Genomic DNA, 12,984 nt, shown 5'->3' on the forward strand with positions numbered 1-12,984 from the left:
CTTTTTATTGCGATTTGGATGTTCGCAATAAGCTGCGATAACGTCAGGCGCAGACCGCTGCCGAGTGCGGCTCAGGTCCGCCTGCGGCCAGGATCTCACCGACGCGCATGCGCACGTCACCGATGGCGAACGGCTTGTCGAGCACATCCTCGATGATTTTGCTCAGTTCGGTGGCCGCTTCCTTCTGCTCGGCATAGCCGGTCATGAGGAGGATCTTGATGTTCGGCCATTTCTGCGCAGCCTCGTGGGCGAGCTCGATGCCCGTCATCGCTGGCATGCGGATGTCGGATAGGATCAGGTCGAAGCGACCGCCGGCTTCGTCCAGAAGATCGAGGGCTTCCTCGCCATCCTCGGCTTCGGAAACGTCATGACCGTCCATGCGAAGCGCACGTGCGACGAGATGGCGGACCGCCTGTTCGTCCTCCGCGATCAAAATGTTCGCCATGATCTGCACCTCCGATGCCGGCTTCGATATTCACCTCGAAACCGAATTTGTTTGCCAGACACACGCTTCGGTTCGATGATGGCGACAATGAGTCTAGTCGAGTCGCCCCAACGCATTTCAACACTTTGTGAAGCGCAGGTCGGTCTTTAGGGTCAAAAATTGCACGCCGAAGCTGACCCGGAACTGTATTGCCGCCTATTGAACCGAAGAACAGGTCGTTTTCCACAGCTTCTCCATCGCAAGTCTAAGGCCTTCAAATCGCGTGGAAAACGCTGAAGACCGGTAGCTCTCATAAACCTGGTCATGCTCTCTCCAGAGCCGCTTATTCTTCGACGAGATATCCGATGAATGGCAGTTCGCGAAACCGATAGCCCGCGTCGAGGCCATAGCCGACGACGAACTTGTCCGGACAAGAAAAGCCGACATGATCGGCCTCGATCTCCACCTTGCGGTGACCGGGCTTGTCGAGAAGGACCGCGAGACGCACCGATCTTGCCCCGCGCTCCCACATCAGCTTCTGAGCAAGTGCGACCGTGCGCCCGCTCTCCAGAATATCCTCGATCAGGATTACGTCGCGACCGTCCACCGGCCGCTCGATATCGCGGAAGAGGCGAACCTCTCCGCCTTCGGTGCCGGCGCCATAGCTCGACAGCGAGATAAACTCCACCTCGGCCGCGATGCCCTTCGTGCTCAAGGCGCGCATAAGGTCGGCGGTGAAGACAAAGGCGCCTTTCAGAACCGAAACCAGCATCAGATTGCCGGCGTCGTCGCCGTAATGTGCCGCAATTTCCTCGGCGATCCGATCGACCTCGGTCTTGATCTGGTCTTCGCCGAAGAGTTCGAGGACGGTGCGTCCGTGTCGTCTCATCTCAAATTTCCATTGGTCGGAGCAGCCGGTCGCAGTGAGAGTTCGAGCCGCCCTTTCATATCGTCAGGCAAGAGGACGGAAGAAGAAAAGCCAAGCCGCTCGCCAGTTCTCAGCGCGCTGCGTGTCACTTCGATCCGCCGCACCACGCGTCCGCCTTCGCCATCAGTCAGCACGATCTCGATCGGCGGCACAGTCTGATCGCTTGCAGCGTTCGAGACTTCGCCTGTCAGCGTCAGCACTGACGCGCCCTCTCTGGCGAGGAGATCTGCTTTGATGTTCGAAACATCGAGCCCGTTTCCAAGCGAAGCGTCGCGTGCGCTCGTCGAAATGCGCGCTGCCACCGCGCCGCCTGCGAGATCAAAGAGATTGGGTAGAATGAAGAGAACCGCCATCACCACCCCTGCGATACAGGCGATCTTCAGCGGGGCATTGGAGGGGGGCGCAATCTCCTCGTCAGGCGCATCGTCGGCCGGCTTTGCGTCGCCATGGCGAAATAGATCCACCTCCGGCTCTGGGCGGCGTCCGAAGAACGTGGTCCGCTTTCCCGCTTCACCTTCGAGCGTCTGAGACGGCTCCGTCCAGCGTGGTGTGCCGAGAGGTCGGTAGCCGGCGCTTCGCGATAAGCGGTTGCGTGGCGCTGCCTCGTCGAGTCGCCGCGCATGGCCTTCGATCACGAGCGGCTTGCGCGGTCGCTCGCTCCGCCGCCGGTCGTTTGGTGTCTTCATCGCGTGATCGCTCATCGGATCGGCCTGTTTTGCCGACTTCACTTAAAGAGCCTATACCAAGCATTCAAAGCTCGTGCGAGGCTCACGCAGGGTGGGCGGACGATAGTTCGCCGATGCGGCCTTCACCTGAGGATGGAGGGCCTGCTTGCCCCGGATATCCGTAAGCTGAAATCGTCGGAGTTTCGCCGCTTTTTCCGCCAAGGTCGCGGGCAGTAGAAACGGTCAGAGACTTTAGGAAAGCGGCGTTTCGTGATCAGGTTCGATAATGTCGGTTTGCGCTACGACGCCGGGGAGGAGATCCTGCGCGATCTCAACTTCGAAATTCGGAAGCAGTCCTTCCAGTTTCTCACCGGCCCCTCCGGTGCGGGAAAGACAAGCCTTTTGCGGATGCTTTTCCTCGCGCTGCGGCCGACACGTGGTTCGATCAGCGTGCTCGACCGCGACGTCTCGACGCTCTCGCGGCGGGATCTTCCATCGATCCGCCGCCGTATCGGCATCGTCTTTCAGGATTTTCGTCTTCTCGATCATCTGACGACTTTCGAGAACATTGCGTTGCCGCTCAGGGTGCGGGGCCGGTCCGAGGAGAGCTATCGCCAGGACGTCGTCGACCTCATCGAATGGGTCGGGCTTGGCGCACGCATGAACGCCTTTCCGGTCACGATGTCGGGCGGCGAGAAACAGCGCGCGGCGATCGCCCGCGCGCTCATCGATCAGCCCGACATCCTGCTTGCCGACGAACCGACGGGAAACGTCGACCCGCCGATGGCTCGCCGACTGCTCCGCCTCTTCCTAGAGCTCAACCGAACCGGAACCGCCGTCGTCATCGCGACCCATGATTTCGGCCTGATGGATCAGATCGGCGCGCGTCGTCTCATGCTGGAGGAGGGGCGTCTTGCGATCCAAGACTGACTATGTGGCGGTTCTCCAGCCGGTCTTCGATCGCATCCGTGATCTTCTCGCGCGCCGCAAGGCCGAGCGCCAGGCACCCATCGTCCCGTCTTCGAGCGTATCTGGCCGCGCACTCGTCATCACCGTCGCGATCATGACCTTCCTCGCCAGCCTCACGGTTGGCGCCGTTACCCTCGTCTCGGAAACAGCGGAGGACTGGCAGAACGACATTTCGCAGGAAATTACGGTCCAGATCATTCCGCGCGAAGGTCTCGCCATGGACGCGGCGCTCGAGACGGTAGAGCAGATCGCGCGTGAAACGTCTGGTGTGACCAGCGCGTCCCGGCTCACCGACGCAGCGACTTCGCGGCTTCTTGAGCCATGGCTCGGTGCCGAGCTCGAATTGACCGAATTGCCGGTTCCGCGCCTCGTCGTGATTTCCATCGATGGCGACGCTCCGCCGGATTTCGATGAACTTCGAGCCGAGTTGCAGGAGGCGGTTCCGCAGGCCGAGCTCGATGACCACCGCGCCTGGGTATCGCGCCTCGTCGCCATGGCCAATGCAATGATCCTCACCGGCGCGGGGGTTCTCGTTCTCGTTCTCGTCGCGACAGCGCTGACCGTCGTGTTTGCAACGCGCGGCGCGATGGCCGGCAATCGGCAGATCGTCGAGGTGCTGCATTTCGTCGGCGCCCGCTCCGAATTCATCGCCGAGCAGTTCCAATGGCATTTTCTGCGGATGGGCCTCATCGGGGCGCTGGCCGGTGGTGCCTTTGCGATCATTCTCTTCTGGACGATGGGACTCTGGACGGCCAGCAATCAGGCACGGCCCGAGGCCGATCAGATATCCGCGCTGTTCGGCTCTTTTGCGATTGGCTGGACAGGCTATCTCGGCGTCGCGCTGCTCATCGCGATCATCGGGCTTTTGACAGCTTTAACGTCGAGGTTCACAGTTCTGAAACAGCTTTCGCTGATCGATATGCTATCGCCTGTGGAAAACTAAGTCCTATATTCCTCAGACAAACCAAAGACGCAGGTCCGGCATCAGCCTGCGATTCTAGGCTCCACGCGATTGAGACGCGTACCGAACGGAGACGTTGAGACACGATGTCGATGGGGCAAACATGATAGGCCGGGGCGGCCGAAAAGAAGGCGCGGTTCAGCCGGAAAGGGCGAACTGGGCCGAAATGCTGCGACGCGGTCGTAAGCGGCGCTTCGCGCTGATGTGTCTTGCCATCCTTCTCGTCGGCGGTTTCACGGTCGGCAGCTTCCTTCGCTACACCGAAACGACGGCAGCCGTCTCGCGCCTCGAAGACGTACCGCGCGCAGATGCGATCGTGGTTCTCACCGGCGGTGCTCACCGGATCGAACGCGCTCTGTCTCTCCTCAAGAGCGGCTATGGAAAGCGCCTGCTGATCAGCGGCGTCAACGAGAATACGAGTGCCCGTGCCATTGCGCGCATGACCAATACCGACCTCGATCTCTTCAACTGCTGCATCGATATCGACGTCGCCGCGCTCGATACGGTCGGGAACGCGATGGAAGCGGTGCGCTGGGCGGCGGAGAACAATTTCAATGAGCTTATCCTCGTTACCAGCGACTATCACATGCAGCGTTCGTTGATCGAGTTCGACCGAGTGGGCGATCTCGACCGGATAACGCCTGTCGCGGTGCGCCTCGACGAACTCTGGCAGGACGATGCCATTCCGAGCCGGCGCGGGCTCGAAGTTCTGGTGACCGAATACGCAAAGCTTATGGCCGCGCGTGTCAGGGCTGCGATTGTCGACGTCGACCCGATGGTGTCTTCCGCCAATGCGGAACCCTCGGCCTGATATTCCTGAGCGATTCTCAATTCTTGGCCGATTTGAGAGCCGGTGTCGCCGACACTTGCTCTGCAAAGTTCGTTCCCGCGAAACCATTGACCTTCGCACCTCGATCGGCTTTCGAAGATTGCGTCCGGTACCGGTGCGGCGCTGCGCTCCGTGCGGATGCAACGACCTTTTTCGACTGGGCCCGACTTGCCCGTAGACAGATTCCGCCCCAAAGGCCCTTTCCATGCTGATCGTGCGTTCAGTCCTTTTCCAGATCGTTTTCTACATCAACTTCATCGTCCGGTTGCTGGCAGCCCTGCCGCTCATGTTCTTCGTGTCGGAAGAAACCAACTGGCGGATCATCAACAGCTGGTGCCGATCGAGCCTCTGGATACTGAAGACCTTTGCCGGCACGCGCTCGCAAATCTCTGGCCTGGAACACGTTCCGGAAGGCCAGTCGATCATCGCTTCGAAGCACCAGTCCTTCTGGGATATCATCGCTCTCGTTCCGACCCTGGACCGCCCGTCCTTCATCCTGAAAAAGGAACTCATGAGCATCCCGGTCTTCGGCCAGTACGCGAAGATCATGGGTATGATTCCTGTCGATCGAAAAAAGCGCGGTGGCGCCATCGCCTCCATGCTGGAAAACGCCAAGGCCGCGGCCGCCGAGGGGCGCCAGATCGTCATCTTTCCGGAAGGCACCCGCAGCGAGCCAGGCTCGGCGCCCGACTATCGTCAGGGCATCTACCGGCTCTACGAGATGCTCGATCTCCCGGTCGTGCCGGTCGCGCTCAATTCCGGCCTCTACTGGCCTCGGCATGATGTGCGGCGCTGGCCGGGCACCATCCATGCGGATTTCCTGGAGCCCATTCACCCCGGCCTGTCGCGCATCGATTTCTTCAACCGGCTTCGCGGATCGATCGAGGAGCGTTCGGGCGAACTTCTGGCGGAATCCTACCACCGGGATGGTTTGAAACCGCGCACTGATGAGGGGCGGCGCAAGCTGGAAAACGCGATCGCGCCAGAAAGCGCCGGGGAGTAAGCCCGATCAGCCGTGATGAGGCTGGTGCAGACGGCTGACCACACTTTCGAGCCAGCTGTCTTTCAGACCCATACGATGAATCTCTTGAAGAGCGTTCGTCACATACTCGACATTGGGCCCTGAGCGACCGTGCGACCGCATCACGATCCGTGCGGCATCTTCCGCCGAAATCTTGCCGCCATACTGGGTGTGCCCGCGATCGACAACATAGGTGACCGCACGCACGCCGGTTCCTTCTGCCAGTCTGATCGAGACGGTCTTTTCAAGATAGACATGGGTGACGAGTTCGCGCGCCCTGAGATAGGCCATCACGGCATCATGATCGCCGCCGGCAACCTTGTAGGCCATGCCGACACAAGAACCGCCCCGATCGAGGCCGAAGACGAGGCCGGGCTGTTCAGGCGTACCGCGATGCACATGGCTGCGAACACAGAGAGCACGATGGAAACCGGCGAGGCGTGCAACCGATCGTTCCTTGAAATCAAAACCGGGATTCCAGATCAGCGAGCCATAGCCGAACACCCAGAAGTCATTATTTCCGCCCATTCCTGTCCGCTATTCCTCTCGCCACTTCGTCCGTCTTTCAAAGGGGAGCTTCGTTGTCTTCGTCAACCTCGGAACCACGCCGTGTCCGCCGCGCCTATATCTGGATCGTCGCGATCGTCGTCGTTCTTTTCGCGATCCTGACGGGATTCTGGTTCTTCGCCGCTTCCCAGCTCGAGCAGGTCACCAGCCGGGCAATCGACGATGCGGAGCGCAACGGAGTCATCGTTTCCTGTCCGGGCCGCGACGTCGTCGGCTATCCGTTCCGCATTGGTCTCGTCTGCGATGATCTTGCGATCGAAGTGCCGCGCAATGGGGTGGCGGTCGATGCCGGCTCGTTCCGCAGCGCGGCCCAGATCTACCAGCCGAACCTCGTCGTCAGCGAGCTCGACGCTCCGGTGCGGATCGAAACGGCCGATGGTCCACCGGTCGATCTGAGTTGGGAACTTGCCCAGGCGAGCACGAGCTTCTGGACGGAAGGGCTCGACCGGATTTCCGTCGCGACAGATGCTCCGCGTATCGCGATCGGTGGTCAAGCGGTCTTCAACGCGAGCGCAGGTGAAGTTCATGCCCGGCGCCGCGAGGGCGATCTCGATATCGCGGGCAACCAGCGATCGGCGAAGATCGAGGTGCCCCAACTGAGTAATATCCCAAACTTTGATCTCTCGACCGATCTGACCGTCCAGGGCGCGGCGGACTGGCTGTCTGGTGGTGCCTCTGGGCGCACGGCACGAGAACTCTTCGCGGGGCGAAGCGGAACCTTGCGCTCGCTGAATCTTCAGTTTCACGGTGATCCCGCCGGCGCCGATCTGTCCGGCGATTTTGCGTTTTCCCAGGAGGGGCTCCTGTCGGGAACCTTCGATCTCGCCGTGACGTCTCCCGAGAGGCTGGCTTCGATCGTCGGCTCGATCGCGCCGGAGGCTGCATCGATCGCCAACACGGTTGCCTCCGTCATTCCCTATGTCGGGAAGACGGAGAATGGCCGAACGACAATTCGGGTCACCGCCGATGACGGGCAGCTGACGGCCGGCGTCATTCCGCTCGGCGAGATACCGCCGCTGGAGTGATCGGGCGTCTTGAGGAAAAAGGCGGAAACAGAACAAAAAGGAGAGCGGTCGATGGACGGCACCAATTCCGAGCCGGATCAGGAAACCCTCGAATTCGCCGCGAAGGTCTTTCAGGCGGCGCGCGATGGTGATGCACAGACATTGGGCCCGCTGCTCAAACAGGGACTGCCGGTCGATCTGCGCAACGACAAAGGCGACACGCTCCTGATGCTGGCGAGCTACCATGGCCAAGAGGCGGCGACCCGGACGCTTCTCGAAGCCGGTGCCGATCCCTCGATCCCCAATGATCGCGGCCAGACACCGCTCGCCGGAGCGGCCTTCAAGGGCGAGCAACGCATTGCCGAACTCCTGATTGGCCACGGAGCCGCGGTCGACGACGGCGGACCGTCGGGCAAGACCCCGGCGATGATCGCCGCAATGTTCGACCGCGTCGCGATGCTGAAGATGCTGGAGCGGCACGGCGCCGATCTTCACGCCGCCAATGCCGATGGCGCGACGCCACTTGCCGCCGCCAAGATGATGGGTGCAGCCGAGGCGGCGAACTTCCTTCAGCAGAATGCTTGATGTGGCTTGAGCACTGACGGGAGGGTCAGTAGTGCGGCGGCTTCGTCGCTTCCGGCTTGCCGCCGCCGTCCTCCACAGCGCCGACCCGGTCTGTCAGATGCTCGACCTTCAGCTGGAGATGCCGGATCGCGGCAAAAGCCTTAGCCAGCTCTTCCGACAGTTCCTCGATCGTGTTCGACTGGTGGCTGGTTAGCACCTCGAGATCCTCCAGCCTGCTTTCCACGGATGAATCGGTTTCGGCCATGGCACTCGCTTCATTCGCCTGTTCGTCCCAATTCGAGAATTGAAGAAAAGCGCCGGTCTTGTCCATGGCATGATCTCAAGATTGGCTATAACGCTTACGAGCGGTCGACAATTTCAGCCATCGAGTATCCTATGGCGTCGAAGCGACAGACCCGAAATTCCATTGAAGCGAGACGATGACATGGCCGACGACCTCTTCGCCAAGGCCAAATCTGCAATGCGCAAGGCCCATGCGCCCTACTCTAAATTTCCGGTCGGGGCGGCTTTGCGGACCTCTGACGGGCGTATCTATGCCGGCTGCAACGTGGAGTCGGTCAGCTTTCCCGAGGGCTGGTGTGCGGAAACGACGGCGATCGGCCATCTCGTCATGGATGGGGGAGGGCGCATAGCCGAGCTTGCGGTCGTTGCCGCGAAGCTACCAAGTTGCAGCCCCTGCGGCGGATGCCGCCAGCGGATCGCTGAGTTCGCAAATGCTGAGACCAGGATTCATCTTTGCGACGTCGATGGCGGCGTGGTGAAGTCCGTGACAATGGGTGACCTCCTGCCGCTTGCCTTTGAGGCCGATGAGCTCGCTGCAGGCGACGGCGTCGCCTAACGCTCCATCGTCAACCGGCCATCGCGCACGGAATAGCGGTCGAGCTGGGACAGAAAGCTCATTCCGAGCAGCGTTACACCGAGTGTTCCTTCCTCGAGTACCAGCGCATCGACGTCGCGAACGACAATCGTGCCAATCTCGACCCGATCGATCCGTGCGTTCGCTGCCTTCGCCATGCCGTTCGCGGTCTGGACGGGAACGGTCCAGTCGCTCGGTTGTGGGTAGATGCCGATCTGCCTTGCGGTCTTCTCGTCGATCGCGACCTTTGTCGCGCCCGTATCGATCAGAACGGAATTACGCATTCCGTTCAGCCTGACATCTGCCCGGAAATGACCCGTCTCATCAGCGTCCAGAATGACGTTCCGGCCGAATCCGTCGCTCTGCGCATCCGCAGGAGCAGGCCGGGTTGCAGCTTTCAGTACAGGCGTTGCCGGATCGAGCCGCTCCGGACCAGAGCGCTGATTGCTGAGATAGTTCTCGAAGACCGAGGGAGCGGCCAATCCGCCCAGAGAGCAAACGGCCAGGAGAAAAATCGCACGGGACATCATGGCGGGGCGCCTCAATTCTCACTGAATAAAGTGCGCCGAGAGTAGCGATGCGGAGCTTACGGAGTTTGAACCGATAGGCTTATCCAGAATCCTCGTTGCGAAGAGGGTAAAGGAGCCGAAAACGCCATTCAGTTATCTGGGCCTATTTGGTCCCGTACATGCGGTCGCCGGCGTCCCCGAGACCCGGTACGATATAGCCAAGATCGTTGAGATGGCTGTCGATCGCGGCAGTGAAAACCGGAACGTCCGGGTGGGCTTCGCGAAAACGCTCCACGCCTTCCGGTGCCGCGAGAAGGCACAAGAAGCGGAGATTGGATGCGCCCTGCTGCTTCAGCCGCTCCACGGCCAGGATCGCCGAGTTCGCAGTTGCAAGCATCGGATCGACTACGATCACAAGGCGGTCGCCCAAATGCTCCGGCGCCTTGAAATAGTATTCGACGGGTTCGAGTGTCGTCTCGTCGCGGTAAAGCCCCACATGGGCGACCCGCGCAGCCGGCACGAGATCGAGCATGCCTTCGAGCAGACCGTTTCCGGCTCGCAGGATCGAGGCGAAGACAAGCTTTTTCCCCTCCAGAACCGGCGCGTCCATCTCCATGAGAGGTGTTTCGATGCGTTCTGTCGTGATTTCGAGCTTACGCGTCACCTCGTAGCAGAGGAGCGTCGATATCTCGCGAAGGAGGCGCCGGAAGCTCGCCGTCGACGTCTCCTTCTTTCGCATGATTGTCAGCTTGTGCTGAACGAGAGGGTGATCGATGACCGTGACGCCGTCCATGCCGGTTCCCATGCGTTGATTCCATCCGACCGCAGATAAAGCGGACTCGTCAGAGAAAGGAAGTTCCGAATCGACCGGGCTTCAATCCAAGATGGGCCGCGACGCTTGCTCCGATATCGGCGAAAGTGTCGCGTTCCCCGATATCGCGCGGCTCGATGTCCGGCCCTAGCCCAAGGATCGGAACGCGTTCCCGTGTGTGGTCGGTGCCCTGAAAGGTCGGGTCGCATCCATGATCGGCGGTGATGATGCAGAGGTCGCCCGGCCGCAAAGCGCTCTCGATTTCCGGAATGCGCGCGTCGAAGGCTTCCAGAGCCGCCGCATAGCCGGCGATGTCGCGCCGGTGTCCATACACCATGTCGAAATCGACGAGGTTCGAGACGATGAGGTCTCCGTCTTCTGCCCGCTCTATCGCATCGAGCGTCGCATCGAGGAGCGCCATGTTGCCGTCGCCCTTGATCGACACGTCAACACCGCGATGGGCGAAGATGTCCGCGATCTTGCCGATGCCGTAGACCCTTCGTCCCGATGTCTGCGCGGTGTCGAGAATCGTTTCGCCGGGCGGCGGCACGGAAAAGTCCCGGCGATTGGCTGTTCGCTTGAAGTTCTCGGCGCTCTCTCCTCGAAATGGTCGGGCAATCACACGCGCGATGTTGAGTGGATCGCAGTGCTTCCGGGCCGCTTCGCAGAGCGTCATGAGCCGGTCGAGCCCAAAATGCTCCTCATGCGCCGCGATCTGAAGCACGCTGTCGCTGGAGGTATAGAGAATCGGCTTTCCCGATCGTACGCTCTCCTCGCCGAGTTCCCGCAGGATGTCGGTGCCCGAGGCTCGCTTGTCGCCGAGAATACCGGGAATGCGCGTATCGTCCATGATCTGTCGCACGAGAGAAGGTGGCAGCGAAGGTTCGGTATCGGGGAAGGTGCCCCATTCGAAAGGAACCGGAACGCCAGCGATTTCCCAATGACCGGAAGGCGTATCCTTGCCGCGCGATATTTCTCGGGCAAGGCCGTGCAAGGCCTCCGGCCGTTGCTGGCCGTCGTCGAGGCCTGCAACATGCATGAGCCCGAGCCGGGTGAGGTTGGGAAGCTGTAGCGGACCTTCGCGAAGCCCAGCTCGATCGCCTTTTCCGTCCTTAGATGCCAGAAAGATCGAACCAAGCGTATTGGCGCCTTCATCGCCGAACTCGGCGGCGTCAGGCGCACCGCCTATGCCAACGGAATCGAGAACGATGATGACGGCTCTGGGCATCGGACGCATCCCTCGTAAAGACGTGTCCGCTTACACATATCGCGCCTTTTCAGCCGACAAGAACCTTTTAAACTGTCGTTAAGGCTTTGCGGCCTCTTCGGCGATCCGGCGACGCTCCTGATATTGCGAGCTCGAAAGCTGGAAAACCTGTTCGTTGTCGCCGATCGTGACGGTGGGCTCGCATTTGGGTGCACAGGCATAGGTCTGGCGCTGGGACTGCCGGTAAATGCGCACCGTGTTTTCTTCGAAGGTCTGCACCGCTACCTGTTCGTCCATCAGGACGTCGTTGTTGCGGTCGAGGATCACGACATTTGTTATGCCGTAGCTCTTGCCCGTCAAAACGAGGCGGTGCTCGCTGAGGACCTCGATATCCACGATCGCGGGGTTGCCGATTATGACGGTCCCGGCACCGCGATCGATTTGCAGGATACGCGCGTGATCGACGGCGACTGCTATCGGCTCCTTGCTCGCCTCCGCTCGGGCAAGGCCCGAGACTGCCAGGACAAGGACGGCTCCGAGAAGACCGGCTCTGATGAGAGGGCGACGCATCGGCGCTCCAAATGATTTGCGTGTGAGGACGATTGCGACCGACCGTCCCACAGCATGATGAATCTCAAGTAAATGCCGATTTATGGATTGGTTAACCATGAAACCGCTTCCCAATCCTTAGAAAAGAGTAAGGATAAACTTTAAGTCGATCGAAACAGGCGGTGGCTAGGGTCGAAAAATCCGATCGATGCTGAACAATCGACGGACGTGCTGTCCAGTGAAGAAAGGTATTCACCGTGTCCAAGACTTTTGCGCGTTTCCTCAAAAATGAATCCGGCGCCACCGCCATCGAATATGCTCTGATCGCCGGTATCGTCGCTGTTGGGATGATCACCATTCTCGGGACCCTCAGCGACAACATGGTCACCGGTTTCACGAAGATCTCGAATGAAGTTGCAGGCGATTAAATAAGCCGACTGTTTATCGAGAAGCCTTGGAGGGAGCGCATGGCGCTCCCTCCACGCAGATATTTCGACTTTCAAAAAGAGGAAAGAGACCATGTCGTATCTTTTTCTGACAACAGTCTTTCCCCTCTGCATGATTTACGCCGCGATTTCGGACATCATGACGATGACCATTCCGAACCGCCTGTGTATCTTGCTCGCGATCGCTTTTCCTATGGCAGCCTATCTTTGCGGCATGTCGACGTCCGATTTTCTCGGGCATTCTAGTTTTGGAATTCTCGCATTCCTGATCGGTTTTGCAATGTTCGCAGCAAATCTGATGGGAGGGGGCGATGCCAAACTGTTGGCAGCGACGGCTTTCTGGATAGGACCATACGATGCGATGACCTATCTCGTGATCGCCAGCGCTCTGGGCGGCCTGATGGCGATCGGGATTCTCTACGCTCGCAGCCTGGCTGTTCCGGTAACGGGTTATGTGTTCGCCGATCGGTTGCTCACCGATAAGACGGGCGTTCCCTATGGCGTTGCGCTGGGTATCTCAGGGCTCTACGTCTATGCTGAAGGACCGATCCTGGAAGCGGCCATGCGCCTGTCCTGATCGCCGAATTCGATTTTGTTTCGGCTTTGTTTCCGAGGCTGCCGAGACATTTCTCGGCAATTTTCATGCTTGATTA

Annotated in this window: 18 protein-coding genes; 8 read left to right on the top strand and 10 right to left on the bottom strand. The window is 59.9% G+C overall.

Annotated features, from left to right (window positions below):
* Nucleotides 1-43 precede the first annotated feature (43 nt).
* From ABRA89_RS11230 to ABRA89_RS11240, 3 genes are all read right to left on the bottom strand, one after another.
* Complete coding sequence (locus ABRA89_RS11230) at nucleotides 44-445, bottom strand: response regulator (protein ID WP_349941562.1); 402 nt, start codon at nucleotides 443-445, stop codon at nucleotides 44-46.
* Nucleotides 446-767: 322 nt separating this feature from the next.
* Nucleotides 768-1,313, bottom strand: coding sequence for a hypoxanthine phosphoribosyltransferase (hpt, locus tag ABRA89_RS11235; protein ID WP_349941563.1), 546 nt, complete (start codon nucleotides 1,311-1,313; stop codon nucleotides 768-770).
* A complete protein-coding gene (locus ABRA89_RS11240) occupies nucleotides 1,310-2,053 on the bottom strand; it encodes a hypothetical protein (protein ID WP_349941564.1) in 744 nt (247 codons plus the stop codon). The genes hpt and ABRA89_RS11240 overlap by 4 nt, the downstream gene beginning before the upstream one ends.
* 234 nt (nucleotides 2,054-2,287) lie before the next feature.
* Here ABRA89_RS11240 and ftsE point away from each other — a divergent pair, with 234 nt between their 5' ends.
* From ftsE to ABRA89_RS11260, 4 genes are all read left to right on the top strand, one after another.
* Nucleotides 2,288-2,947: a cell division ATP-binding protein FtsE gene (gene ftsE, locus ABRA89_RS11245; RefSeq protein ID WP_349941565.1), complete on the top strand. Its 660-nt coding sequence runs from the start codon at nucleotides 2,288-2,290 to the stop codon at nucleotides 2,945-2,947.
* The gene (locus tag ABRA89_RS11250; RefSeq protein ID WP_349941566.1) at nucleotides 2,931-3,929 is read left to right on the top strand and encodes a cell division protein FtsX; all 999 of its coding nucleotides are present in this window, start codon (nucleotides 2,931-2,933) and stop codon (nucleotides 3,927-3,929) included. Before ftsE ends, ABRA89_RS11250 begins: the two co-directional genes overlap by 17 nt.
* A 94-nt stretch (nucleotides 3,930-4,023) precedes the next feature.
* Nucleotides 4,024-4,758, top strand: a complete 735-nt coding sequence (locus ABRA89_RS11255) for a YdcF family protein (protein ID WP_349941567.1) — start codon at nucleotides 4,024-4,026, stop codon at nucleotides 4,756-4,758.
* Between the two features lie 223 nt (nucleotides 4,759-4,981).
* Nucleotides 4,982-5,779: a lysophospholipid acyltransferase family protein gene (locus ABRA89_RS11260; RefSeq protein WP_349941568.1), complete on the top strand. Its 798-nt coding sequence runs from the start codon at nucleotides 4,982-4,984 to the stop codon at nucleotides 5,777-5,779.
* A gap of 6 nt (nucleotides 5,780-5,785) precedes the next feature.
* On the opposite strand, the gene ABRA89_RS11265 is transcribed toward ABRA89_RS11260, so the two are convergent.
* Nucleotides 5,786-6,325: a gamma-glutamylcyclotransferase gene (locus ABRA89_RS11265; protein WP_349941569.1), complete on the bottom strand. Its 540-nt coding sequence runs from the start codon at nucleotides 6,323-6,325 to the stop codon at nucleotides 5,786-5,788.
* 53 nt (nucleotides 6,326-6,378) lie between these two features.
* Here ABRA89_RS11265 and ABRA89_RS11270 point away from each other — a divergent pair, with 53 nt between their 5' ends.
* Together ABRA89_RS11270 and ABRA89_RS11275 are read left to right on the top strand one after the other, a co-directional pair.
* Nucleotides 6,379-7,389 carry a DUF2125 domain-containing protein gene (locus ABRA89_RS11270; RefSeq protein WP_349941570.1) on the top strand — a complete coding sequence of 337 codons (1,011 nt, stop codon included), beginning with the start codon at nucleotides 6,379-6,381 and terminating at the stop codon, nucleotides 7,387-7,389.
* A gap of 51 nt (nucleotides 7,390-7,440) precedes the next feature.
* A complete protein-coding gene (locus ABRA89_RS11275) occupies nucleotides 7,441-7,953 on the top strand; it encodes an ankyrin repeat domain-containing protein (protein ID WP_349941571.1) in 513 nt (170 codons plus the stop codon).
* Nucleotides 7,954-7,978: 25 nt separating this feature from the next.
* On the opposite strand, the gene ABRA89_RS11280 is transcribed toward ABRA89_RS11275, so the two are convergent.
* Nucleotides 7,979-8,263, bottom strand: coding sequence for a SlyX family protein (locus ABRA89_RS11280; RefSeq protein ID WP_349941572.1), 285 nt, complete (start codon nucleotides 8,261-8,263; stop codon nucleotides 7,979-7,981).
* A 114-nt stretch (nucleotides 8,264-8,377) separates the two neighbouring features.
* On the opposite strand from ABRA89_RS11280, the gene ABRA89_RS11285 reads away from it, so the two are divergent.
* Complete coding sequence (locus tag ABRA89_RS11285; protein ID WP_349941573.1) at nucleotides 8,378-8,791, top strand: cytidine deaminase; 414 nt, start codon at nucleotides 8,378-8,380, stop codon at nucleotides 8,789-8,791.
* On the opposite strand, the gene ABRA89_RS11290 is transcribed toward ABRA89_RS11285, so the two are convergent.
* The 5 genes from ABRA89_RS11290 to ABRA89_RS20430 form a co-directional block, all read right to left on the bottom strand.
* Nucleotides 8,788-9,339 (bottom strand): TIGR02281 family clan AA aspartic protease, encoded by a 552-nt coding sequence (locus ABRA89_RS11290; RefSeq protein ID WP_349941574.1) that lies wholly within the window; start codon nucleotides 9,337-9,339, stop codon nucleotides 8,788-8,790. The genes ABRA89_RS11285 and ABRA89_RS11290 overlap by 4 nt on opposite strands.
* 142 nt (nucleotides 9,340-9,481) lie before the next feature.
* A complete protein-coding gene (upp, locus tag ABRA89_RS11295; protein ID WP_349941672.1) occupies nucleotides 9,482-10,111 on the bottom strand; it encodes a uracil phosphoribosyltransferase in 630 nt (209 codons plus the stop codon).
* 49 nt (nucleotides 10,112-10,160) lie between these two features.
* Nucleotides 10,161-11,357, bottom strand: coding sequence for a phosphopentomutase (locus tag ABRA89_RS11300; RefSeq protein ID WP_349941575.1), 1,197 nt, complete (start codon nucleotides 11,355-11,357; stop codon nucleotides 10,161-10,163).
* A 78-nt stretch (nucleotides 11,358-11,435) separates the two neighbouring features.
* Nucleotides 11,436-11,906: a pilus assembly protein N-terminal domain-containing protein gene (locus ABRA89_RS11305; protein WP_349941576.1), complete on the bottom strand. Its 471-nt coding sequence runs from the start codon at nucleotides 11,904-11,906 to the stop codon at nucleotides 11,436-11,438.
* Between the two features lie 140 nt (nucleotides 11,907-12,046).
* Nucleotides 12,047-12,406, bottom strand: a complete 360-nt coding sequence (locus tag ABRA89_RS20430) for a hypothetical protein (protein ID WP_463671283.1) — start codon at nucleotides 12,404-12,406, stop codon at nucleotides 12,047-12,049.
* Between ABRA89_RS20430 and ABRA89_RS11315 the strand changes: the two genes are divergently transcribed.
* Nucleotides 12,405-12,908 carry an A24 family peptidase gene (locus ABRA89_RS11315; RefSeq protein ID WP_349941578.1) on the top strand — a complete coding sequence of 168 codons (504 nt, stop codon included), beginning with the start codon at nucleotides 12,405-12,407 and terminating at the stop codon, nucleotides 12,906-12,908. The two genes, ABRA89_RS20430 and ABRA89_RS11315, sit on opposite strands and share 2 nt — an antisense overlap.
* The last annotated feature ends 76 nt before the right edge of the window (nucleotides 12,909-12,984 follow it).

This window comes from Fulvimarina thalattae (genome assembly GCF_040239565.1).
In the GTDB taxonomy this organism is placed as follows: Bacteria; Pseudomonadota; Alphaproteobacteria; order Rhizobiales; family Rhizobiaceae; genus Fulvimarina.